20 protein-coding genes are annotated in these 23398 nt (G+C 68.6%); 14 read left to right on the forward strand and 6 right to left on the reverse strand.

The window, feature by feature from the left end:
* On the forward strand, positions 1-1395 hold the full coding sequence (locus tag VX037_RS11005; RefSeq protein WP_235723263.1) for a class II 3-deoxy-7-phosphoheptulonate synthase: 1395 nt from the start codon (positions 1-3) through the stop codon (positions 1393-1395).
* A 55-nt stretch (positions 1396-1450) separates the two neighbouring features.
* Here the strand turns inward: VX037_RS11005 and VX037_RS11010 are convergent, their stop codons facing one another.
* Entirely contained in the window at positions 1451-2614 is a 1164-nt protein-coding gene (locus VX037_RS11010) for a protein kinase domain-containing protein (protein ID WP_328714203.1), read from the reverse strand.
* Positions 2615-2687: 73 nt separating this feature from the next.
* On the opposite strand from VX037_RS11010, the gene VX037_RS11015 reads away from it, so the two are divergent.
* Positions 2688-3053 carry an Rv2175c family DNA-binding protein gene (locus VX037_RS11015; RefSeq protein ID WP_328714204.1) on the forward strand — a complete coding sequence of 122 codons (366 nt, stop codon included), beginning with the start codon at positions 2688-2690 and terminating at the stop codon, positions 3051-3053.
* Between the two features lie 10 nt (positions 3054-3063).
* On the opposite strand, the gene VX037_RS11020 is transcribed toward VX037_RS11015, so the two are convergent.
* Positions 3064-4614, reverse strand: coding sequence for an alpha-(1->6)-mannopyranosyltransferase A (locus VX037_RS11020; RefSeq protein WP_328714206.1), 1551 nt, complete (start codon positions 4612-4614; stop codon positions 3064-3066).
* 68 nt (positions 4615-4682) lie between these two features.
* Positions 4683-5822, reverse strand: coding sequence for a polyprenyl synthetase family protein (locus VX037_RS11025; protein ID WP_235723228.1), 1140 nt, complete (start codon positions 5820-5822; stop codon positions 4683-4685).
* Between the two features lie 103 nt (positions 5823-5925).
* Here VX037_RS11025 and metF point away from each other — a divergent pair, with 103 nt between their 5' ends.
* Entirely contained in the window at positions 5926-6882 is a 957-nt protein-coding gene (gene metF, locus VX037_RS11030) for a methylenetetrahydrofolate reductase [NAD(P)H] (RefSeq protein WP_287015041.1), read from the forward strand.
* 24 nt (positions 6883-6906) lie between these two features.
* Here the strand turns inward: metF and VX037_RS11035 are convergent, their stop codons facing one another.
* From VX037_RS11035 to VX037_RS11045, 3 genes are all read right to left on the reverse strand, one after another.
* Positions 6907-7788 (reverse strand): LppM family (lipo)protein, encoded by an 882-nt coding sequence (locus VX037_RS11035; protein ID WP_266060976.1) that lies wholly within the window; start codon positions 7786-7788, stop codon positions 6907-6909.
* Between the two features lie 62 nt (positions 7789-7850).
* Positions 7851-9491 carry a phytoene desaturase family protein gene (locus VX037_RS11040; RefSeq protein WP_328714208.1) on the reverse strand — a complete coding sequence of 547 codons (1641 nt, stop codon included), beginning with the start codon at positions 9489-9491 and terminating at the stop codon, positions 7851-7853.
* Positions 9488-10162, reverse strand: a complete 675-nt coding sequence (locus VX037_RS11045) for a GNAT family N-acetyltransferase (protein ID WP_328714209.1) — start codon at positions 10160-10162, stop codon at positions 9488-9490. The genes VX037_RS11040 and VX037_RS11045 overlap by 4 nt, the downstream gene beginning before the upstream one ends.
* 314 nt (positions 10163-10476) lie before the next feature.
* Between VX037_RS11045 and VX037_RS11050 the strand changes: the two genes are divergently transcribed.
* The 11 genes from VX037_RS11050 to ftsW all read left to right on the forward strand — a co-directional run bounded on the left by VX037_RS11050 (position 10477) and on the right by ftsW (position 23295).
* Positions 10477-10950, forward strand: coding sequence for an SAV_6107 family HEPN domain-containing protein (locus VX037_RS11050; RefSeq protein ID WP_235723223.1), 474 nt, complete (start codon positions 10477-10479; stop codon positions 10948-10950).
* Between the two features lie 162 nt (positions 10951-11112).
* Positions 11113-11517 (forward strand): DUF3040 domain-containing protein, encoded by a 405-nt coding sequence (locus VX037_RS11055; RefSeq protein ID WP_328714211.1) that lies wholly within the window; start codon positions 11113-11115, stop codon positions 11515-11517.
* Positions 11518-12034: 517 nt separating this feature from the next.
* Positions 12035-12475 carry a division/cell wall cluster transcriptional repressor MraZ gene (gene mraZ, locus VX037_RS11060; protein WP_235723221.1) on the forward strand — a complete coding sequence of 147 codons (441 nt, stop codon included), beginning with the start codon at positions 12035-12037 and terminating at the stop codon, positions 12473-12475.
* A 312-nt stretch (positions 12476-12787) separates the two neighbouring features.
* Positions 12788-13735 (forward strand): 16S rRNA (cytosine(1402)-N(4))-methyltransferase RsmH, encoded by a 948-nt coding sequence (gene rsmH / locus VX037_RS11065; RefSeq protein ID WP_328714387.1) that lies wholly within the window; start codon positions 12788-12790, stop codon positions 13733-13735.
* Positions 13732-14628: a hypothetical protein gene (locus VX037_RS11070; protein WP_328714214.1), complete on the forward strand. Its 897-nt coding sequence runs from the start codon at positions 13732-13734 to the stop codon at positions 14626-14628. Before rsmH ends, VX037_RS11070 begins: the two co-directional genes overlap by 4 nt.
* A gap of 21 nt (positions 14629-14649) precedes the next feature.
* The gene (locus VX037_RS11075; RefSeq protein WP_235723219.1) at positions 14650-16554 is read left to right on the forward strand and encodes a peptidoglycan D,D-transpeptidase FtsI family protein; all 1905 of its coding nucleotides are present in this window, start codon (positions 14650-14652) and stop codon (positions 16552-16554) included.
* A 151-nt stretch (positions 16555-16705) separates the two neighbouring features.
* Complete coding sequence (locus VX037_RS11080) at positions 16706-18340, forward strand: UDP-N-acetylmuramoyl-L-alanyl-D-glutamate--2,6-diaminopimelate ligase (protein ID WP_328714216.1); 1635 nt, start codon at positions 16706-16708, stop codon at positions 18338-18340.
* Positions 18340-18795, forward strand: coding sequence for a UDP-N-acetylmuramoyl-tripeptide--D-alanyl-D-alanine ligase (locus VX037_RS11085; protein ID WP_328714219.1), 456 nt, complete (start codon positions 18340-18342; stop codon positions 18793-18795). The genes VX037_RS11080 and VX037_RS11085 overlap by 1 nt, the downstream gene beginning before the upstream one ends.
* A gap of 168 nt (positions 18796-18963) precedes the next feature.
* Positions 18964-20058 carry a phospho-N-acetylmuramoyl-pentapeptide-transferase gene (gene mraY, locus VX037_RS11090; protein ID WP_235723216.1) on the forward strand — a complete coding sequence of 365 codons (1095 nt, stop codon included), beginning with the start codon at positions 18964-18966 and terminating at the stop codon, positions 20056-20058.
* Complete coding sequence (murD, locus tag VX037_RS11095) at positions 20051-21622, forward strand: UDP-N-acetylmuramoyl-L-alanine--D-glutamate ligase (protein WP_328714221.1); 1572 nt, start codon at positions 20051-20053, stop codon at positions 21620-21622. Before mraY ends, murD begins: the two co-directional genes overlap by 8 nt.
* Entirely contained in the window at positions 21619-23295 is a 1677-nt protein-coding gene (gene ftsW / locus VX037_RS11100) for a putative lipid II flippase FtsW (RefSeq protein WP_328714223.1), read from the forward strand. Before murD ends, ftsW begins: the two co-directional genes overlap by 4 nt.
* Positions 23296-23398 lie beyond the last annotated feature (103 nt).

Raw genomic sequence — 23398 nt, forward strand, 5'->3', positions numbered from 1 at the left:
GTGACCAACTGGACCGTAGACGTTCCGATCGAAGATCTCCCGGAGCTCCCGCCGCTGCCCGGCGACCTGCAGGCCCGGTTCGATGATGCCATCGCCCGTCCGGCGCTCCAGCAGCCCAGCTGGCCCGCCGATGAGGCGCGCAAGATGCGCACCGTGTTGGAGAGTGTGCCGCCCATCTGCATGCCGGTCGAGGTGCAGGCGCTGTCGGCCCAGCTCGCCGAGGTGGCCGAGGGACGCGCCTTCCTGCTGCAGGGCGGGGACTGTGCCGAGACCTTCGTCGACAACACCGAGCCGCACATCAAGGGCAACATCCGAACGCTGCTGCAGATGGCCGTGGTCCTGACCTACGGCGCGAGTATGCCGGTGGTGAAGGTGGCGCGGATCGCCGGTCAATACGCCAAGCCGCGATCGTCGGACACCGACGCGCTCGGTTTGCTGTCCTACCGCGGCGACATGGTGAACGGCTTCGTCGCCGACGAGGCCGCCCGCGTGCACGACCCGTCGCGGCTGGTGCGGGCCTACGCCAACGCGGCCGCTGCGATGAATCTGGTGCGCGCCCTCACCGGCTCGGAGGCCGACCTGCGTCGCGTGCACCTGTGGAACCGAGAATTCGTCCGCACGTCACCCGCCGGTGCCCGCTACGAGGCCCTGGCGTCGGAAATCGACCGCGGGTTGCGGTTCATGGATGCGTGTGGAGTGACCGACTCCAAGTTGGACTCCGCGTCCATCTTCGCCTCGCACGAGGCGCTGGTGATCGACTACGAGCGTGCGATGCTGCGCTTGGCGGACGACCCGGACAATCCGGATGAGAAGGTTCTCTACGATCTGTCGGCGCACTTCTTGTGGATCGGCGAGCGCACCCGACAACTCGACGGTGCACACGTCGCGCTGGCCGAACTCATCAGCAACCCGATCGGTGTGAAGATCGGGCCGACGACGACTCCGGAGCAGGCCGTCGAGTACGTCGAACGTCTCGACCCGCACAACCGGCCCGGCCGCCTCACCCTGGTGTCTCGGATGGGCAACAACAAGGTGCGCGACGTGCTGCCGGCCATCGTCTCCGCGGTGGAGGCCAGCGGGCACAAGGTGATCTGGCAATGCGACCCGATGCACGGCAATACGCACGAATCGTCCACCGGCTACAAGACCCGTCACTTCGACCGGGTGGTCGACGAGGTCCAGGGCTTCTTCGAGGTCCATCGGGCACTCGGTACGCATCCCGGCGGGGTCCACATCGAGTTGACCGGAGAGGATGTCACCGAATGCCTCGGTGGGGCCCAGGACATCTCCGATCTGGACCTGGCCGGCCGCTACGAGACCGCGTGTGACCCTCGGCTCAACACCCAGCAGTCGCTCGAGTTGGCCTTCTTGGTCGCAGAGATGTTGCGCGGCTGACGAATCGGGATCCCCGAGACCGTCGTATGTGCCATGCGGGGTAGCCGGTGCACGGTCAGATCAGGAACTGCTGGCCCGCCCACCAGGCCGCGGCGCCGATCGCGATGGCCAGCACGAGGACCAGGCCGATCCAGATGGCCGCGCGCAGCGCTCCGTTGTCGTCCTGTTCGGCCGGCACCGCGCGGGCGGCGCGGGTCGGCTGTGCCGCCCGACCGCGCGATGGCGGGACCGCCGGGGTGGCCTGCGACTGGACCCGGGTGTGCTGGGGTGGACCGGGTGTCGCTGGGGGCGCGCCGGCGGGAGCGCCGGCACGCATGCGCGCCATGGTCTCCCGCTCGGCTGAACGACGCGGTGCGGGCACGGTGAACGGTGGAAGGTCGAGGTCCTCGGCCGCGGCGAGTAACGCCCGTTGCATGTCGAATCCGTCCGCGTAGCGCTCCGCCGGATTGCGTTCGGTGGCCCGCAACACGATCTCGTCGAACTCCTCGGGTACTCCGTCGACGACGTCACCCGGTGCCGGCACGTCGTAGCTCAACCGCTGATAGGCCAGTGCCAACGGCGTGTCGCCGCGGAAAGGGGTTCGGCCGGTGAGTAATTCGAACATCATGACGCCTGTCGAGTACACATCGCTACGGGCGTCGGCGTCGCCGGACTCGACTTGCTCGGGAGACAGGTAGGCGGCGGTGCCCAGGATCACGCTGGCCGATGTCACACCGGCCTCGGCAACTGCGCGGACCAGGCCGAAGTCGGCGACCTTGACCTCGCCGCGCTCGGAGATCAGAACGTTCTCGGGCTTCACGTCGCGGTGGACCAGGCCGCCGGCGTGTGCGGTGCCCAGGCCACCGAGGACCGGGTCGACCACCGCGGTGACGGCGTGCGGTGGCATCGGTCCGCGTTCGCGCAGCAATTCGCGCAGGCTGCCGCCCTCCACCAGCTCCATCACCAGAAAGACGATTCCGTTGTCGATGCCCTGGTCGTAGACGGCGACCAGGCCGGGATGCTTGAGCCCGGCGACGGCCCGGGCCTCGAACTCGAATCGACGCAGGAAAAGTGGATCCCCGCTGTAGCGTTCGTCCATCACCTTCACCGCCACCGAACGGCCCAGTCGCAGATCGACACCGACATACACCGCCGACATTCCGCCGCGCGCGATCGGTGCGTCGATGCGGTAGCGGCTCTCGAGGGTCGCGCCCACGAGAGGATCGGCCGAAGATGTCACGCAGCCGAATCTACCGGGCGTACCACCGGCCACTCGGGACCGAAGCGGTCGGCGAGCCGGTAGGCTTCCCGGTGTGGGTTCATTACCGTTGTCCGAGGACAACCTGCCGTCCGATGTCGCCACATTGACCGTCGACGAGGTGGCTGCCCGACTGCGGGTCTCACCGAACCGGGTTCGCACCCTCATCCGCGATCACCACCTGCTTGCCGTGTCCCGTGGGGGACAGCCGGCGGTACCCGCGATCTTCTTCGACGATCTCGGGATCGCCAAACACTTCACGGGTCTCGTCGACGTGTTGTTCGACGGCGGATACTCACGTGACGACGTGATGCGATGGCTGTTCACGGTTCAAGACGATCTCGGTCTGCATCCGGCGGAGGCGTTGCACACCCATTCCGCTCGCGAGGTGGTGCGCCGGGCTCAGGCCCAGGCGTTCTGAATACCGGGCGTCACATCCGACCAGCGGTGTCCGATGACGGCGACCCGCTCTCGGCGCGTACCGCGGGTGTGCTCGTGGGCCGTGCGGTGAACCAGTCCACCACGCGGCGCAGTCGCAACGGGTCGGGTCGCAGCAGCGCGGTGGCCGCCAGCGCCGACAGCGCGATGGCCAGCAGTGTCTCGGGCAGCTTGTAGAACAGGATCGAATCGTCGGGCTGGAACACGATCAACATGAAGGTGGACACGAAGACCACCACCGCACAGATGCGCGGCCTGACCGTGAAGGCCGCCGCCAGGCCGAGCACCCAGGTGTAATACCAGGGCAGCGTTGACGGTTCGAGCAACAGCACCGCGAGCATCGCCCACACCATCGCCGCCATCGCCCGGCGTTCGTCGCGGCGTCCCCACCACCACAACGCGACCAGGATGATCGCCAGCACCACCGCACCGACCGCTCGGGTCACCGTCAGGACCGGTTGCAGGTTCAATGCGGTGAAGGGCGCGGCGACGATCGTCACCACATGCGCCGCAAGGGTTGGCACGGTGAACCAGTTGATGATCCGATCTGCCCACCCGAGGCCGGTGAGCCAGCCCAGGCCGAGGCCGACCACGGCGGTCCACACGGTGAACACCGCCACCGGTATCACGATCACCGCGGCGAACACGCCCGCCACGTCTGTGACGCGTGCCGGCCGTCGTGCGCGGATGTGCGCCAACCAGATCCACACCACGAACGGGATCGCGATCCCCGCGGTGACCTTGATCGAGATGGCGATCCCGAGTACCGCGAGTCCGGCGGCGTGACGTCCGCTGACCGCCAGCGCGACCCCTGCTACCAGGATTCCCATCATGAGCAGTTCGACATGGGTGCCGGCGACGAGATGGATGAGGATCATCGGGTTGGCCACCGCCAACCACAGACCGCTCTGCGGTGACGCCGTGAAGTGGTTGGCCAGACGGGGAATCGCCCACAACGCGAGCAGCAGACCGGGTAGCAGTACCAACCGCATCGCGTAGACGCCGAGGATCGCGTGGTCGCCGGTGATCTCGGTGACCACCCGGGTGACCCCGACGAAGAACGGCCCGTACGGTGCGGTGGTGGAGGCCCACACCTGGGCCATGCTGTCCAGCAGGGGACCGGCGTGGTGCGCGGGTCCGTCGGCGTAGGGATCGAAGCCCTCGCGGAAGACGGCGCCCTGGCCGAGGTAGGCGTAGACATCGCGGCTGTAGACCGGGACCGCGACCGCCAGCGGTGCCGCCCACATCAACACGCCGGTCTGCATCGTCCGAACCGTCGGCAGCGCGGCACGCGCCGAACTCCCGCGAGCTGCGAGCAGTGTCCGGCCCAGCCGCACCCAAGCGATGATCATGGTCGCGACACCGAGCCAGAAGATGGTGCCGAACAACGTCTTCCCGTGACCGTAGGTGATCATCGACAGTCCGAGATGTTGCGCGACGGTGTTGTTGCGGGCGATGTCACCGACCCCGAAACTGCCGACACACACGGCGACCGAACCCGCCGTTCCCAGCAGGAGATCGACGAAGCCCGGACGTGCGAGCATCCGGCGCCAGGCCGCCCCGTCGTGACCTCGGACGGGGGTTGTGGAAGCGGATGGCGACGTTGGGGCGGTCATGTCGATCGGTGGGCGATGCGCCTGGCGAAGGCGACCAGTTCGGCACGCACGGTGTCGCCGAGATCGGCTGCGGCGAGCGTGTCCAGGGCGGAGGTGAGCAGCGCCGAGATCCGCTGTTCCATCTCGTCGAGCGCGCCCACGTCGGTCAGTATGGTTCGGGCGGTGTCGATCTCGACGTCGGTGAGAGCACGGCCCACGCTGTGTCGCAGGGTGTCGGCCAGCGCCGGGTCGCGCTCGGTGGCTCGTGCCAACCCGACCGCGAGCAACGCGGTCCGCTTGCCTGCCACCAGGTCGTCACCGGACGGTTTGCCGGTCTGGACGGGATCTCCGAAGACGCCCAGCAGGTCGTCGCGCAACTGGAAGGCCACACCGAGGTCGTGACCGACCGAGCGCAGGTCGTCGATGAGCCCCTGTGGGGCGGCGGCCAGCGTTGCGCCGAGTTCGAGCGGTCGGGCCACGGTGTAGGCGGCGGTCTTGAATTCCATCACGCGATAGGCGGCGTCGACCGATTCGTCACCGGCAGCCTCGTTGACGATGTCGAGATACTGCCCGCCGAGCACCTCGGTGCGCATCGACGACCACACGCGGCCGACGGCGGCCGGCAGCGGACGGATCGGGCCGTCGTCGGGGGCAGGGCCGCCGGGTAGATGGCCGTGAACCATGTCGTCGGCCCACGACAACGCGAGATCACCCAGCAGGATGGCGGTGGCCACACCGTGATGTGGCGCGTCGCCGGCCCAGCGGTCGGTGCGATGGCGCTCCTCGAAGTCGCGGTGGACGGTGGGGCGGCCGCGGCGCGTGTCGGAGCGGTCGATGACGTCGTCGTGGATGAGCGCGCAGGCCTGGACCAACTCCAGCGCCGCGGCCACTCGTAGTGCATCGGTGTCATCCTGGCCGGCGGCTGCGCGTGGCGCCGGCGACGATCTGCCCGCGAGCCAACCGGCGTAGACGAAGACCGGGCGCACACGCTTTCCGCCGCCGAGGACGAAGTCGGCCAGTGCCGCCCCGGCCGTCCCGACCCGTGGATCGATCGCGGCCACCGCCGGGACCGCGCGGTCGAAGAACGCGGTCAGCGCGGAGTCGACGGCGGCCGGGACGTCGTCGAGTCCGGCGGGGATCGGGAGCGCGGATGTCACCCTGTCAGGCTAGTGGTAGGCCTCGGTGACCACGAGGACATGGGTGGACCGTCCCAGCGCCCGCGGATACCGACGCCGCGCGGCCGGTCCGTACACTGTTCAGGTGACTTCAACCGCCCACCCCGCCCCGTCGATCGTCGACCGGCTGTCGGCTCCGCACCGCGGACCGGTTCCGTTCTCGGTGGAGTTCTTCCCGCCGCGTGATGCCGAGGCGGAGGCGCGGTTGTGGCGGGCGGTCCGGGCGTTCGAGCGCCTCGGACCCGCGTTCGTCTCGATGACCTACGGCGCCGGCGGATCCACCCGTGACCGCACGGCGCGGATCGCGGGCGAACTCGCGACCGAGACCACCCTGCTGCCGGTGGCTCATCTGACCGCGGTCAACCACAGTGTCGACGAGTTGCGCGCTCTGGTCGGCTCGTATGCGGACAACGGCATCACGAACATCTTGGCGCTGCGCGGCGATCCGCCCGGGGATCCGCTCGGCGAATGGGTCCGCCATCCAGCCGGCGTGGAGTATGCCGAAGAGTTGGTGCGGTTGATCGCCGATCTCGGGGATTTCCATGTGGGGGTCGCCTCCTTCCCGGAAGGACACCACCGCGCACCCGATCTCGACCACGACACCAGGACCCTGGTGAACAAGCTCCGTGCCGGCGCCGAATACTCGATCACCCAGATGTTCTTCGATGTGGAGGACTTCCTGCGGTTGCGTGACCGGGTCAATCGCGCCGACCCGGAACAGGGTGCCAAGCCGCTGATCCCGGGCATCATGCCGATCACCTCGTTGGCCAGTGTGCGACGGATGGCCGAACTCTCCGGCTCGGTGATCCCGGCCGACGTCCAGGAGAGATTCGCTGCCGCAGCCGGCGACGGCGCAGAGGAGAACCGGGAGGCGGTCCGCGCGGTAGGTATCGATTTCGCGACCGAGATGGCGCAGCGGCTGGTGGCCGAGGGCGTCCCGTGCCTGCATTTCTGCAGCCTCAACTTCGCCAAGGCGACCAGCGAGGTCCTCGAACGGCTGGGCGTGGACACCAGCTCGGCCCTGCCCGCCGCGTCGCACTGAGTGCTGCGCGGACGACCTGTGCGTTCAGCTGCGGGGCCCCGAACCCGTTGAGGCGTCGGTGGCTGTCGGTGGGGCTTCCGTCGGCCGGGCCTCCGTCGATGACGAGGCGCTGCTCGGCCTGCGCTCGCGGTCGCGACGGGGAGTGCGGCGCGGACGTCCGGGCCGCGGGCTGCGGTCACGGTTGGCGAAGGCCAGCCGCACCACCAGGCCGACGACGACCAGACAGAGCAGTGCGATGAACCACGACCAGCTGCTCACGGCGGCAGTCGCCGGATCCGGGTAGGTGGCGTCGGCGCTGAAATCGGCGGGCTTGCCGGCTTCGGGTGTCCAATGGACGGTGCGCTCACCGATCTGTTCGCCGTTGGTCGCGGTCACCGGGCCGCCGAAGACGACGGTCAGGTCTACCAGATCGCGACCCGCGGTCAGGTCACTGAGATCGGCGTTGCCGCGGAATCGGACCACATCGTCGCTGCGCTTGGCGGTGAGGTCCATGCTCATGGCCGAGTCGCCGTACGCGGCCGCGACGATGTCACCGAGCTGACCGAACTGGCCGCTGGTGAGGTCGGTGAACACCGCACGCGTGCCGACGTAGGGGATCTCGTCCTCGGCGCCCTCATCCGCTGCGCCCTCGTCCGCCGAGCCCTCGCCGTCCGGTGCCGCCGATTCCGACTCGGGCACCGTGGAGTAGTCGGTCAGGGTGACCCGCGATGCCATGGACTCGGGAACGTCGAGCTGAGGGGCTCCGCGGGGATTGTCCGGCGAGGTCGCCACCACCACGGTTCCGGAGAATCGGTCACCGACGGTTGTCGAACGTTCGAGACACCCGGCGAGCAGCGGCGTCGCGGCCACCAAGGACAGCAGCAGCAGGATCGCGGACCAGCGGGATGTCGGGCGCACGGTGATCATCGTGCCAGACGACGTCGCGCCGACGTGGCCGACGCTCCCGGCATCGCCCTGCCGGGTCGCGATCAGCGTCGACGCAGGGCGAGGTGTGCCGAGATGCGTCCGCTTGCCCCGGTCACACCGCCCCCGGGATGGGTCGAGGCGCCGGCGAGCAGGATGCCGTCGGCGCCGGGCACCCGGTGCGTCGACAGATCGGGATGCGGTCGCCAGAAGAACATCTGGTCGATACTCATCTCCACGTGCATGATGTTGCCCCCGACCAGGCCGAGTTCGGATTCGAGATCCTCCGGTGTCTGGATGTGGGTGTGGCGGATGTGATCGCTGAAACCCGGGGCATATCGATCGAGTTCGGCGGTCACCGCGGCTGCGGCGGCCGGGGCGGCAGATCGCCAGTCGGTGCCGTCGGCGAGGCGACGGGGATGCCATTGGGCCCACACGTTGAGCAGGTGTTCGCCGGGTGGCGCCAGCGTCGGGTCGATGGCCGAATAGCCCATCGCGACCACGGCGGGCCGATCGGGGAGTTCGCCGACGCTCGCGGCCGTATGGGCGCGCCGCAATTGTGCGCGATCGGTCACGAGCAGGCCCAGGGCGGAATGCACCCCGTGCGTCGGTAGGTCCGAGGGCAGGTCGGGGTAGACGGGCAGGGCGTCGGTGCCGAATCGGACGGCCATCCCGATGCCGTCGCCGACCGCGATCTGCGAACGCCAGCGGTTGATGATCGTCGGGTCGTATCCACCCGCGGCCAACAGATCCAATGTGGTGAGCACGTGGCAGGCGGAGATGACGGTCGTGGCGCAGTGACCCCGATCGGCGGTGCCGACCCGCCAGTGGTCGCCGCAGCGGGATATCGCGACCGCAGGCGAGTCGGTGGCCACCTCGCCGCCGTCGTCGGCGATCCGACGCAACAGGGCCTCGGTGAGCGCGCCGCTGCCACCCAGCGCCCGGCCGGGGGGAACATCGTGTTGGAGAGCGGCGAAACCGATCATCGGGGCCGTCCCGGGCGCGTTCATCGGTGGTCCGGACTGGGCGCCGAACCAGGCGAGGGCGGCCTTGAGCGGTTCGGCGACGAACCACCGGTCCAACAGCGCATCACCGGAAGCCATCAGTTCCTGGGTGAGCGACAGCATGGCGCCGGTCCTGCTCGCGATCGGGCCCGAACGCGCGGTCTCGGCGGTACCGGTGAGGCCGGTGAACGCCGTCGCGAATCGGCCGGGAGCGGCGGGCGCATAGAACGACCGCATGACCGCGCGGGCGCGGGGGCGCCACACGGACACGAACTGTCGGTAGGCCTCGGCGTCCGCGACGCCCACAGCGGCCGCGATCGACGCACAGGTGGCCTCGAGGTCCCGGTGGAAGATGATCGGCGCCGTGGTGGCGGTGCCGGGGGCGAAGGCCCACGGGTCGCAGTCCACGTAGCGCAGTCCGTGGGTGGCCAGGTCCAGCTCGTCGAGGATCGGGGAGTGACGGATCATCAGGTGCGCCGACGACCCCCGGTCGACGCGGTAGCCCGGAAAGCGTTCGACGGTCGACACCGCTCCACCGGCGACCGTGTCGCGTTCGAGAACGAGGACCGAACGGCCCGCCTGGGCCAGATACGCGGCCGCGATCAGCCCGTTGTGGCCCGCTCCGATGACCACGGCGTCGCGTACCGGATGGGTGCGTGGCGCCGCGCGCAGCCCCTGCACCCCGACAACGCGCCCTGTCATCGTGGCCATGCCGATCGGCGGTGGTCGGTCGGGTTGTCGGGGTGCAGGGGCAGCGCGCGACCGAGGAATGCGAACGGCCGCGGGTCGCCGGTGAAGGTGAAGTGCCGCAACACATCGGTGAAGCCGAGGCGACGGTAGAGCGCCCACGCCCGGTTGTCCTCGGCGGGGATCTCCGGTGTCGACAGCAGGACCTTGCTCTCGGAACGGCCGGCCAACAGGCGATCCAGCAGCCATTGACCCAGCCCCTGCCCCTGGACGCTGGGGTGGACGTGCAACTCGGTGAGCTCGAAGTAGTCCTCGGTGATCGCGTCGATGGCGGTGTCGCTGCGCCCGGACTGCCGCAGCCCGATCCGCAACTGCTGGTTCCACCATTGGTCGCGAGCGCCGCGATAGCCGTAGGCGATGCCGACCAGGATCTCGTTGTCGGCGACCGCCACCGGCCGTGCCAGCCGCCGCGTGGCCATCAGCGGGGAGTCGAGCTGGGCCGACGGCACGGTCGCCACCGCCCCCACCGCACGCCACCCGGGGCGACCGATGTGCTCGCGCCACAGCCCGGCACGGTGGGCCTCGGTGCCGCGCGGATAGTTCATCGCGGTCACGTAGATGGTCAATGCGGGCTCGAGCCAGGCGTGGGCGTCCTGCCCGGTCAGCTCAACGAGGCGGATCGTCAACGAAGATCTGTCCTCTCGTCGAACTCTCGGTATCCGGGTCGTCGACCGCTTGAAGCTGTCACACCCGCTAGCTATATTGAATATGTCGAACGGGTGTTCGATGAACCAGCCTCCGCAAGCTGTTCTCCGGCCCCGACGACGCTGCGGCGCCGGTCCGATGTGCGAACGAGGGAAGCGTTTGCTGTCGGACCGGCGTTGTACAAAGCAGTTGAACACGGCACCGGCACGAGAAACGTGCGGGTGACAGCGAGAGCGGGCAGTGCCGTGATCGTCTCGACGAGCACGATCACCGGTGATCAGTAGGGGAGGTGAAGATGCCGAATTCGCCGACATCGCGCCATGCGACGCCGGACATCGACCCGATCGTGGTCCGACGCAGCCGCGACCTGTTCGATCGCGCGCTGATCCTTTTCGACAACGCCGACGGGGTCGAGGACTCCGCAGAGCGTTTTCGTCAGTACTACTTGACCGCGTTGCGAGCCGCGGGGGCCGTGCTCGAGATCCACGAGCCGTCGATTCGGCCCACTCGGCGTCGGCATTCGCGCAGCGCCTGGAACCGCCTGCCCATCGTGGTGCCCGAGCTCGCGGACCACGCCGAGTACTTCGCCCACCATTCGGGCATCCGCCTCGACATCGAGTCCGGACTCGTCCGTACGGTCGGTGAGACGACCCTCCGGCTCACTCGTCGGCAGGTGCTCGCGCTCCTCGATGATGTCGAGGACTTGCTCATCGCGCACGAACAGGGCAAGTTGTCCGAGCGGGAGACCAGTCCGGATCGGACGGCCTGAGGCGTGGGATTCGACGCAACCACGGGTAATGGTGGTCGGCGGATGATTCTGCTCGTATCATGAGGATTGAAGCCGTACAAGCGGCTCTTGGTGCGTCGATGACGACCGCGGACCTTCAAGGTCTGTGATCGGGGTCGGTGGAGTTGGGATAAAGGAGGGTCGGTGCCTCTTTCGGAGCACGAGCAGCGCATGCTCGAACAGATCGAAAGCGCTCTGTATGCCGAAGACCCGAAGTTCGCGTCGAACGTCAAGCGTCGTCGTCTCGGAAGGTCCAGTGGTCGGCGTCGTCTGCAGGCGGTGGCGATCTTCGTCATCGGCCTGGTACTCCTCGTCGGCGGTCTCGTCGTCGAGGTCCGTGTCGGTGGGTTCCCCATCATCAGCCTGATCGGCTTCCTCGTGATGTTCGGCGCGGGCCTGATGGCGCTGTGGGGTGGTGACGGCCGCGGCTCCACGGGCAATCAGTCGGCGGGTGGGTCCGCCGCCAAGCAGCCGAAGGCCGGCGGGGCCAAGCGGAAGTTCTCCGAGCGCATGGAGGACCGCTTCAACCGTCGTTTCGAACAGGAGTAGACCACTCCTGAGACCGACTGATCGGTCACACTTGCGCAGAGGCCGCACACCGTAACGGTGTGCGGCCTTCGTCGTGCTCGGCCCTTGTTGCCGGCGTCGGCGTCGGCGTCGGTGGTGACCGGAACCGACCCGCGTGACCGGAACCGACCGGCGACCCGTGTCGTCCCGCGCGGCCCCATGGAGTCCTCCGTCGGATTCCGTCGTCGTCGCCACCATTCCCTACCCGACTCCCCACCTTCCCCCACCCGATTCCCCACCTTCCCCCACCGGCCGTCGAAAGTCGCTTCACCAGCATCTTGAGATGTCGTGAGTATCAGCAGTAACGACGTTGTCGACCTATACACGCCGAGCGCTCGAACTTCCTGCCACCAAACATCACGGGTTTGAACTGGTCTTTTACGATCGTGTGGGGCAAGTGTGGGGTGTTTGGGGTGGAAAGTGGTGGAAAGTGGGGTACTGTGGCATCACTGGGTGAGGCGGACCGGACGTCGAACCCGGTGGGGCAGGAGGTGGCGACATGTCCGTGCGATTTGTCGGCACCTACACGCCCAAGTTGGACGACAAGGGGCGACTGACGTTGCCCGCCAAGTTCCGCGACGCGTTGGCAGGAGGCGTGATGGTCACACGAGGCCAGGACCGCAGCCTGTCGGTGTATCGAGCCGAAGAGTTCGATGCGATCGCCGAGCAGACCATGGCGGCTTCGCGGAACAACCCCGAAGCGCGGGCCTTTCAGCGGTACTTCTTCGCGAGTACCGATGAGCAGCGCCCCGATGGGCAGGGCCGGATCACCCTGTCGGCCGAACACCGGACATACGCGGGCCTGTCGAAGGAATGCGTGGTGATCGGTGGTTTCGACCACCTCGAGATCTGGGATGCGCAGGCTTGGCGTGATTACCAGAGTGCACACGAGGAGGACTTCTCCGCCGCGGGATCTGCTGCGCTGGATGCCTTGCTCTGAGCGGCGTCCACCAGCAGACAGACATTTGAACAGCGGATCGGGTGGGTCGAGGCCTCGGCCCGGCGCGACCCTGGCGTACTTCCCCAACGCCAGGTGCGTGATCGGGTCGAGACCCCGCCCCATCGGACACGCCGGCACAGCTGGTGCCGACGCCAACGTCACAGGGGTCGACTCTCTCGTCGAGAGCGTCCCGAACCGCACAGTCCGAGGAGAGGGTCGGTGAACGAACGTCACGAGGAACCGGGAGAGCCCGGCGGGCGATCCCGCGGTTCCTCGCAGCGGCACCGATCGGGTGATCACGGACACCTCCCGGTGATGGCCGACCGGATGATCGAACTCCTCATGCCGGCGCTGACCGGGTCGCGGCGTGACACCGATCCGGTGGTGGTCGATGCGACGCTCGGTGCGGGAGGCCACACCGAACTCCTGTTGGATGCGCACCCCCGGGTCCGCGTGATCGGCATCGACCGTGACCGTGCCGCCTTGGCCATCGCCGAGGACCGGCTTGCGCGCCACTCGGACCGATTGGTCCTCCGTCAGGCGCGCTTCGACCAGATCGGTGACGTGGTCGCCGACCTCGACATCGATCGGATCGACGCCGTGTTGTTCGATCTGGGTGTCTCGTCGATGCAGCTCGATCAGTCCGATCGCGGGTTCGCCTACGCGGTCGACGCGCCCCTGGATATGCGGATGACCGCAACCGAGACCCTCACCGCCGCGGAGATTCTCAACACGTACTCACACGGAGACCTGGCGCGCATCCTGTCGCAGTACGGGGAGGAACGGTTTGCCGGGCGTATCGCGTCGGCCGTCGTGCGTGAGCGTGAGCGCCGACCGTTCGACACCAGTGCGCGGCTGGTCCAGTTGCTCTACGACACCATTCCGGCAGCCACCAGGCGGACCGGCGGGCATCCGGCCAAGCGGACCTTCCAGGCGCTGCGTATCGAGGTCAATCACGAGCTCGACGCGCTCGAGCGCGCCTTGCCTGCTGCGCTGTCGCTGCTTCGCGTCGGCGGCCGGGTCGCGGTGATGAGCTACCAGTCACTCGAGGACAAGATCGTCAAACGAGAGTTCGTGTCCCGCACCACATCCACATCGCCGAAAGGCCTCCCGGTGGAACTGCCGGGTTCGGCGCCGGACTTCCGGCTGGTCACCCGCGGTGCGGAACGTGCCGACGAAGCGGAGCAGGACCGCAACCCGCGATCGACTCCGGTCCGGGTGCGGGTGATCGAACGGGTCGAGGAAAAGGATCTCCGATGACTGTGCTGCACGACACCGACGTCGCCACGCCCACCGCCGACGCCGCCGAAGAAGCAAGCGATGCCCCGCGTGCGGGTCGAGCCCGACGACGGACCGGCGAACGCACCTCGCGTGCCACCAGATCGGCTGCGGCGCAACGAGCCATCGACCGGCGCACGAAGCGACGTGAACGGGAGGCCCGCACCGCCCGGGTGGCCGAGCGCTCCGCTGCCAGATTCTCCGGCCGCGCCCCCTCCCCGGGTCTGCGTCACCGGATCGCATCGGTCCCATTCGTCGTCCCGATCATCGCCTTGCTCGTCGTCGGGCTCGGGCTCAGTCTCTGGTTGTCGACGAAGGCGGCCGCCGACTCCTACCGCCTCGGTGAGGAGCGACAGCAGAACCAGGCTCTGCTGGACAAGCGGGATTCCCTCAAGCGGACTTATGAATCCAGTGATTCGGCGCCGGAACTGTCCGACAAGGCTTCTCGTCTCGGCTTGATTCCCGCGAACAACCCGGCCCGGATGATCGTGAACGGTCCGGGCAAGCCGCGTGTGGTCGGCGATCCGGAACCCGCGCAGGGCAAGGCGTTGCGATCGATCAATCCGCCGACCGAGCCGGACCCGGTTGCCAGTATCGACCCCGAGAAGGTCGACGACTCCCAGGGTTTGCCCGGCACCGCTGTCGGCTCCGCCGAACAGGCCGAGTCGAATGGCAGCCAATCCGTCGGAGATCAGCCGAATTCCGAACAGTCACAATCGAGTTCACCGGATGGCACCGAATCCGGGGGCATGTCGACTTCGCGCGCCGATAGCGAGGCCGACACGCCGCCGAGCGCCGGCGTGGTAGCACCGGCCCCGAATGTGTTGCCCACCGTCGGCAACGCGCCGAGCGCAAATTCGGCGGAATCGCGGTAAGCGAGCGGACAATTGGCAACCATGACACGTGCCGTCTTCCAGCGCCTCGACGCGGGTGGGTCCGGGAGTGGACGAGGTGGATCACGCGGTCGGGGTTCGGGCTCGGCAGGCCGGAGACCCAACCGTCCCGATTCCTTTCTCGGCCGCAGCCGGATCGCCGGGATCATCGTGATCGTGGCGGTGCTCGCGGTCGCCGTTCGGATGATCGTCGTGCACACGATCGAGGCGTCGTCGATCTCGGCGGAAGCCGCGCTGCAGCGCGAGTACACCCAGGTGCTCACCGCGAAACGCGGGGCGATCCTCGACCGCAACGGCCGGCCTCTGGCCTACACCGACGAGGCGCGTGCGTTGACGTTCTTGCCACAGGCGGTACGCAAGTCGATCGCGGAGGCGCACGAGAAGGACGACGCGCTACCAGACGTGGACGAACGACTCGCCGAGATTGCCCGCGGGGTGTCTTCAGCGCTCGGGGGATCGATCGCCGAGCAGGATCTGCTCGACAAACTCAAGAGCGATGACACGTTCGTCTACCTCGCCCGCTCGGTCAGCCCCGAGGTGGCCGGCGCCATCACCTCGGAGTTCCCCGAAGTCGGCGCCGATCCCCAGGCGATCCGGCTGTACCCCGGCGGGTCGTTGGGAGCCAATATCATCGGCGACGTCAACTACGACGGCAACGGACTGATCGGACTCGAGGCGTCACTGGACTCCACCCTGGCCGGCACCGACGGCTCCAAGACCTACGATCGCGGTTCGGACGGCGCGGTCATCCCGGGCAGCACCCGCAACGTCCATCCCGCCATCAATGGCGCTGCGGTGCGCCTGACCATCGATTCGGACGTGCAATGGTTCGTGCAGAGTCAGGTCAACGCCGCCAAGGCGGCCTCCGGCGCCCAGAACGCCTCGGCGGTGGTGCTCGACGCACACACCGGCGAGGTGATCGCGATGGCCAACGACAGCACCTTCAACGCGGCGCAACCGCTCGAAGACCAGCAGGACGCCGATCTGGGCAACCGCGCGGTCACCTCGCCGTTCGAACCGGGCTCGGTGAACAAGATCATCACCGCCGCCGCGGCGATCGAGTACGGCGTCACCACGCCCACCGAGGTGCATCGGGTTCCGGGCAACATCCACATGGCCGGGGTGACCGTCAACGACGCCTGGGCGCACGGGGTGGAGCCCTACACCACGACCGGGATCTTCGGTAAATCGTCGAATGTCGGCACGCTCATGCTGGCCCGCAAGGTCGGCGAGAAGCGCTTCGCCGACATGGTCAACCGATTCGGTCTGGGGCAACGCACCGGCGTCGGCCTGCCGGCCGAGAGCGCTGGTGAGGTTCCGGCGCTGAGCCAATGGTCCGGCGGCTCTTTCGCCAACCTCCCGATCGGGCAGGGTCTGTCGATGACTCTGCTGCAGATGACCGGGATGTATCAGGCGATCGCGAACGACGGCTTACGCATACCGCCGCGAATCCTGTTGTCCGAGCAGCGTGACGGGCAACCGGTCGACGACATGACCCGGCCGGCGGGAGTGCGGGTGGTGAGTCCGCAGACGGCCGGCACTGTGCGGGACATGTTCCGAGCGGTGCTCCAGAAGGACCCGATGGGTGTGCAGCAGGGGACCGGCTACACGGGTGCGGTTGCGGGGTATCAGATGTCCGGCAAGACCGGCACCGCGCAGCAGGTCGACCCCGACTGCGGCTGCTATTCGAACTCGCGCTACAACATCACCTTCGCCGGGATCGCGCCGGCCGACGATCCGCGCTACGTGATCGGGATCATGCTCGACAATCCCAAACGCAGCTCGGACGGTTCCGGCGGCCAGTCGGCCGCGCCGATGTTCGGGACTCTCGCCTCCTGGTTGATGCAGCGTGACCGGGTGCCGCTGTCGGCCAAGCCGCAGGCGCGGCTGACCCTGCAGGCGGACTGACGGCTCACGGGGTGTCCGGGCCGGCGCATGCATGTCCAGATCGGCCTCTCCGGTACACGGGGTCGGTGTGGCTGACTGTATCGTGAGTGAGTTCCGGCGTGCCCGACCCGGGTAGTGACGAGAAGATCAGCGAGGAGGCGGGAGCAAGGAGATGGCGTCGACTCGCCGTAAGCGTTCGAAGGTCGCTGCGGAGATGCTTCGGCCGACCACCGTGTCCCCGACCCCGGTGTCGGTGTTGTCGGCGTCCACCGGGGCCCGCGTGGACCTCGTCGGCACGGTACCCACAGACGTGGCGGTCACCGGGGTCACCTTGCGTGGCCAGGACGTCCGCCCCGGTGATCTGTTCGCGGCGTTGCCGGGCGACCGGACGCACGGCGCCCGGTTCGCCGATCAGGCCGTTGCCGCCGGCGCGACGGCGATAGTGACTGACCCTGCGGGCCGCGCGGAGTTGGCGGGGGTGCTGGGTCCCGACGTCGCGTGCGCGGTGCTCGTCCACCCGAATCCGCGCGCCGTTCTCGGTCAGCTCAGCGCGCGCATCTACGGCCATCCGTCACGCCGCCTCAAGCTGATCGGTATCACGGGCACCTCGGGCAAGACCACGACCGCCTACATGGTGGAGGCCGCGCTGCTGGCGGCGGGTCACTCGGTCGGGCTCATCGGCACCGTGCAGACCCGGATCGACGGTGTGGCGCAACCGAGCACCCTCACCACGCCGGAGGCACCGACTCTGCAGGCGTTGCTGGCGATGATGCTCGAGCGCGGGGTGGACGCCGTGGTGATGGAGGTGTCCAGCCATGCGCTCGCGCTCGGTCGGGTGGATGGCGCGCATTTCGCGGTCGGCGCTTTCACCAACCTGTCGCAGGATCATCTCGACTTCCACGGGACGATGCGCGCGTACTTCGACGCGAAGGCCCAACTGTTTGCCCCCGGTTCGCCGACCGCGGCGGTGCGGTCGGTCATCTGCGTGGACGACGACTGGGGCCGGCGCATGGTCGAGGTCGCGCGCGGCGACCCGCGGACCGTGGACCGTCCGGGAGCGCCGGTCACCGTCTCCACCGGTCCCGTGCCGGCTCAGTGGCATGCCGGGCCCTCGGCGATCGATGCCGACGGTCGCCAGCATGCACAGATCGCCGTGGCGGGTGGCGCGCACCATGAGCTGACCGTGCCGTTGCCCGGCCGATACAACGTCGCCAACGCGACGATGGCCGTCGCGATCGCGGTCGGTGCGGGGGTGCCCACCACGACCGCGGCACAGGCAATCGCCGAGGTGTCGGTGCCCGGCCGCCTCGAACGGGTGGATCGGGGACAAGATTTCCTCGTCGTCGTCGACTACGCGCACAAACCCGCGGCCCTCGAGGCGGTGATCGCGACGCTGCGGCAGCAGACCCGTGGCAGGGTCGCGGTGGTGGTCGGCGCCGGTGGTGACCGCGACACCGGGAAACGGCCGATGATGGGCGAGATCGCGGCGCGCGCAGCCGACCTCGCGATCATCACCGACGACAACCCGCGCACCGAGGACCCGGCCGCCATCCGATCGGAGATGCTCGACGGAGCCCGGTCGGTCGACGAGACCGGTGGCGCCGAGGTCCGGGAGATCGGTGATCGCGCTGCGGCCATCCGCGCGGCGACGCAGTGGGCGCAGCCGGGGGACACGGTGTTGATCGCCGGTAAAGGACACGAGACCGGACAGGAGATCAACGGGGTGAAGCATCCGTTCGACGATCGCGTGGTGGCCGCCGAGGCACTCGACTCCATACAAGCGTCCACTGGCGCCGAGGACTCGTGATGGCGCCCACGGTGTTGGTGGCGCCGGCCCGAGGCGGAGTCGAGGACGTGCGCGTGATGTTGCGTGACCTGGTGCAGGCCGCGGCCGCTGCCCGCACGTCCGCCGACGGGGTCCGTACGTGGGCAGTCCTCGGCGAACTCACGGTCAGCGGCGAGACGTCGGAGAACGAGCGTGTGATCGAGCACGACCGCATCGGTCGCCAGGCTGTCCGTCTGGCAGTCGACAAGACCTTGTGCGTGGGAGAATCGCGCGCGGTGCGGGCGCTGCATCAGGGCGCGGTGATGGAAGGCTCCTGGGGAGACGAGGTGCGTATGGTCGCGACTGCCGACGAGGCCGGTGCGGTGCTCGCCGACGACTCCGGGTGGCGGCCCGGGCCCGATGACGTGATCCTCGTGGCAGGCGCCGACCCGGCCGTCACGGCGCTCGCCGGGATCTGGCAGGAGGGCCGGGTATGAGCCGGCAAGTCGTGTGGGGGACCGTGCGGCGGGGACAGATGACGACGGACGAGAGGCAGTGACGAGCGTGACAGGGGACCGACTCCTCGAGCAGACGACTGCGGTCAGACGGGAAGCAGGCAGGTTGACTGGGGGACTCATGGCGCCCGGGCAGACTGGGATGCGCCGGTGACCCAGATCCTGATCGCGGGCGGGATCGCGTTGGCGGTGTCGATCCTGCTGACGCCGGTCTTGATCCGGCTATTTACCCGACAGGGCTTCGGCCAGGAGATCCGCGTCGAGGGCCCACAGAGCCATCAGACCAAGCGTGGCACCCCGTCGATGGGTGGCGTGGCGATCCTGGTCGGCCTGTGGGCGGGTTACTTCGGTTCTCACCTCGTGGGCCTCTTCACCGGCGGCACGGGCGTCACTGCTTCCGGCCTGCTGGTCCTCGGGCTCGCGACCGCCCTGGGCGGAGTCGGCTTCCTCGACGACATCATCAAGATCCGCAAGCACCGCAATCTGGGGCTCAACAAGACCGCCAAATCCATCGGGCAGTTCGCCGCAGCGATTCTGTTCGGAGTGCTCGTGCTGCAGTTCCGCAATGATGCGGGCTACACCCCGGCCAGCACGAACCTGTCCTACGTCCGCGACATCGATGCGATCTCGATGTGGTCGGCGGTCTTCGTGGTGTTCTGCTGGCTGGTCGTCGCCGCCTGGTCGAACGCGGTCAACTTCACCGACGGTCTCGACGGCCTGGCGGCCGGTTCGATGGCGATGGTGCTGGGTTCCTATGTGCTGGTGACGTTCTGGCAGTACCGCAACGCATGCACGGGGGGACCGAAGACGACACAGGAGATCACGCCGGGCTGCTATGTGGTCCGCGATCCGCTCGACCTCGCGCTGATCGCGGTGGCCGGTGGCGGGGCCTGCCTTGGCTTCCTGTGGTGGAATGCGGCGCCGGCCAAGATCTTCATGGGCGACACAGGATCGCTGGCCCTGGGCGGCATGCTGGCCGGGTTGTCGATCACGACGCGCACCGAACTGCTCGCCGTGGTGATCGGCGCGCTGTTCGTGGCCGAGATCGTGTCGGTGGTCATCCAGATCGCGTTCTTCCGGACCACCGGTCGCCGTGTGTTCCGAATGGCCCCGTTCCATCACCATTTCGAACTCGGCGGTTGGGCGGAGACGACGGTGATCATCCGGTTCTGGCTGCTCACCGCCATCGCGTGTGCGCTGGGCCTGTCCCTGTTCTACAGCGAGTTCCTGGCCGTCAGTGGCTGAGCGCGCCGACATCGACGTCGCCGCCATCGCCGGGTCCGGCGTGCTGGTGGCGGGTGCCGGGACCGCCGGCCGGTCCGCGGCACATCACCTCATCGCCATGGGAGCGGTGGTGACCGTGGTCGATGCCCGGTTCGCCGACCAGATCGACGACGAGCTCACCGCCGCCGGCGTAAACCAGATCGCGATCGACGCGTTGGCCGATGCCGACGGTGGGCTCGAGGCGTTCGAACTGGTGATCGTGTCACCGGGTTTCGCGCCGACGCACCCGCTGATCGCCCGGCTGCACGGCTCCGGGTTGCCGGTGTGGGGTGAGGTGGAACTGGCGTGGCGGATCGACCGGGCAGGTCTGCTCGGTCCGCCACGCACCTGGCTGGTGGTGACCGGCACGAACGGGAAGACCACGACCACCTCGATGCTCGCCGACATCGTCACCGGTGCCGGTCGCGCCGCCGCGGCCTGCGGAAACATCGGCCTACCCGTCCTCGACGCCATGAACCGGCGTCCGCGGGTCGACATCCTCTGCGTCGAACTGTCGTCCTTCCAGTTGCACTGGGCACCCTCGGTGGCGCCGGAGGCGGGCGTGGTGCTCAACGTGGCGGAGGACCATCTCGACTGGCACGGGTCCTTCGACGCCTACGCGCACGCGAAGGCCAACGCATTGCACGGAGCCGTGGGGGTGGTGGGTCTCGATGATCCGATCGCGTCGGGGCTGCCGGTCGTCGGCCGCCGAGTTGGCTTCACTCTCGGCCCGCCCGGGCGCCATGGCGAACTCGGTGTGCGCGACGGCATCCTCGTCGACCGCGCATTCGGGCCCGATGACTCGTCGCGGGACCTCATCGAGGCGTCGGCGATCCACCCGCCGGGGCCGTCCGGGGTGGCCGACGCGTTGGCCGCCGCATCGTTGGCGCTGGCCGCGGGTCTGACGCCAGACCAGGTGGCCTCGGGCCTGCGGCAATTCCGTCCGGCCGCCCACCGCGGGGAGATCGTGGCGACGGCGGCGGGTCTGGACTACGTCGACGACTCCAAGGCGACCAATCCGCACGCCGCCCACGCCGCGATCCTCGGCCATCGCCGGGTGGTGCTGGTGGCCGGTGGGCTGCTCAAGGGTGCGGCCGTCGACGACATGATCCGCGACACCCGGGACCGACTGGCCGGTGTCGTGGCCATCGGCCGGGACCGAGACTTGATCGTCGAGGCGATCGCGCGACACGCCCCAGAAGTCCCAGCAGTCACAGTGTTCACAGGGGACGATGGGCGGGTGACCGTTCAGCACGCTTCTGCGACCCCGGTGAGCGACCGCACCGCGGATTTCCCGGCGATCATCACGGCGGATTCTCGCCCCTTCGGAGGGTCGGTCGAGCCCGCGGGCGCGGTGATGACCCGCGCGGTCGAGGTGGCCACCCACCTCGCGACACGTGCCGACGATCGCCCGGACGCGGTCCTGCTGGCGCCGGCAGCCGCATCGCTGGACATGTTCGCCGGATACGGTGCCCGCGGCGATGCCTTCGCCGACGCGGCCCGGGCGTTGCCAGACGCCCGACGGGCGGGCGGGTCGTCGCAGTGAGCTCGCCGACCGAGCAGGCGTCGTCGGCCGGTCGATCCGAGTCGACGACACGATCCGATTCCCGGTCGACGTTCGAGGGCTCCTGGCCGGCCGCCGTGGTCGAGGCCATCCGCAATCTGCTCTCGCGACCGTTGGCGTCGTACCACCTGATCCTGACCATCGCGTTCCTGTTGACCGCGTTCGGTCTGGTGATGGTGCTCTCGGCCTCCTCGGTGGAGGGCTATTCGAAGCAGGGATCGGCCTACGGGCTGTTCGCGACACAGGTCATCTTCGCGCTGCTGGGTCTGTTCGGCTTCTACGTGATGGTGCGGCTACCGGTGCGGCTGCTGCGTCGAGTGGCCGCACCGCTGATCGTGATCACCACGGTCCTGCTTGCGCTCGTGCTCGTCCCGGGTATCGGTACGCTGAGCCAGGGTGCCCGGCGCTGGTTCGTCGTGGGCGGTTTGTCGGTGCAGCCCTCGGAGCTGGTCAAGGTGGCGCTCTGTGTCTGGGGTGCCCACCTGCTCGCGTCGCGGCGCCGGGAGAACGCATCGCTGAAGGAACTGCTCATCCCGCTGCTGCCGGTGTCATTGCTGATCTGTGTGTTGATCATCCTGGAACCGAATCTGTCCACCACCATCACCATCGCGATCATCGTCGGTGCGTTGCTGTGGTTCGCCGGCCTGCCGGTGAAGGTGTTTCTCTCCTTTGCCGCCGTCGGCGCCGCGCTGGCGGTGGTGCTGGCGTTGGTCGAGGGCTACCGGTCGCAGCGAGTGATGAGCTTCCTCGGCAGCATCGACGACCCGCAGGGCGCAGGCTATCAAGCCCGCCAGGCGACGTTCGCCCTGGCCAACGGTGGGGTCTTCGGCGTCGGACTCGGACAGAGCCGTGCCAAATGGAACTATCTGCCCAATGCCCACAACGACTTCATCTTCGCGATCATCGGTGAGGAACTCGGACTGGTCGGCGGATTGCTGGTGGTGCTCCTGTTCGCGATCCTGGCCTTCATCGGCTTCCGGATCGCGGCGCGATCGGTGGACCCGTTCCTACGTCTGATGACGGCCACCGTCACCGTGCTGATCACCGCGCAGGCGTTCATCAACATCGGCTACGTCATCGGGTTGTTGCCGGTGACCGGTATTCAGCTGCCTCTGCTCTCGGCCGGCGGTACATCGACGTTGACCGTGCTCGCGATGCTGGGCCTGCTGGCCAACGCCGCGCGACACGAACCCGAGGCGGTGGCGGCGCTCGCCGGCGGCGAACGTGGCAGGTTCGGGAGATGGCTGCGGGTGCCCGCTCCGGTGCCGTACCGGCCCAGTCGTGCCGACGCACTGCGCGACCGGCTCGACCGGCAGCGGCCCGAGCGGGCCCGTCGAACGCCGTCGGCGACCGCGGGTGCGACGGTCTGGTCGCGGTTGCGGCCCGGCGGTGTGCCCGAGCCCGGCGCCCCGGCCGATCGGCGTCAGGCGGGACGCAGCCGGGCACCGCGCACCTCCGCCGTCCGGGTCGACTACCGTACGGGGTATTCCGGCAGCCGCGGCAGCGGTGATCGCGCATCGGCCGGCCCACGCACGCGCGGTGGGCCGAACCGTCGGGGAGCCGACGGTGCCGGCGCGGCTAACGCGTGGGGCAGCCGGTCGGGATCGGCCGGCCCGTGGGCATCGGCGCGACGCGGCCCCGGCGCCCGTCGCTGACACCGGTCGAGACCCCGCTGTCGGTCGACGTGTCGCGGCACCGACCGTGGGGCCGGACCGCGGGGGCACCGGCGAACGACGACGTGAACGTGAATGGAGTGGG

Origin of the sequence: Gordonia sp. Z-3, from assembly GCF_036233855.1 — a bacterium.
Taxonomy (GTDB): domain Bacteria; phylum Actinomycetota; class Actinomycetes; order Mycobacteriales; family Mycobacteriaceae; genus Gordonia; species Gordonia tangerina.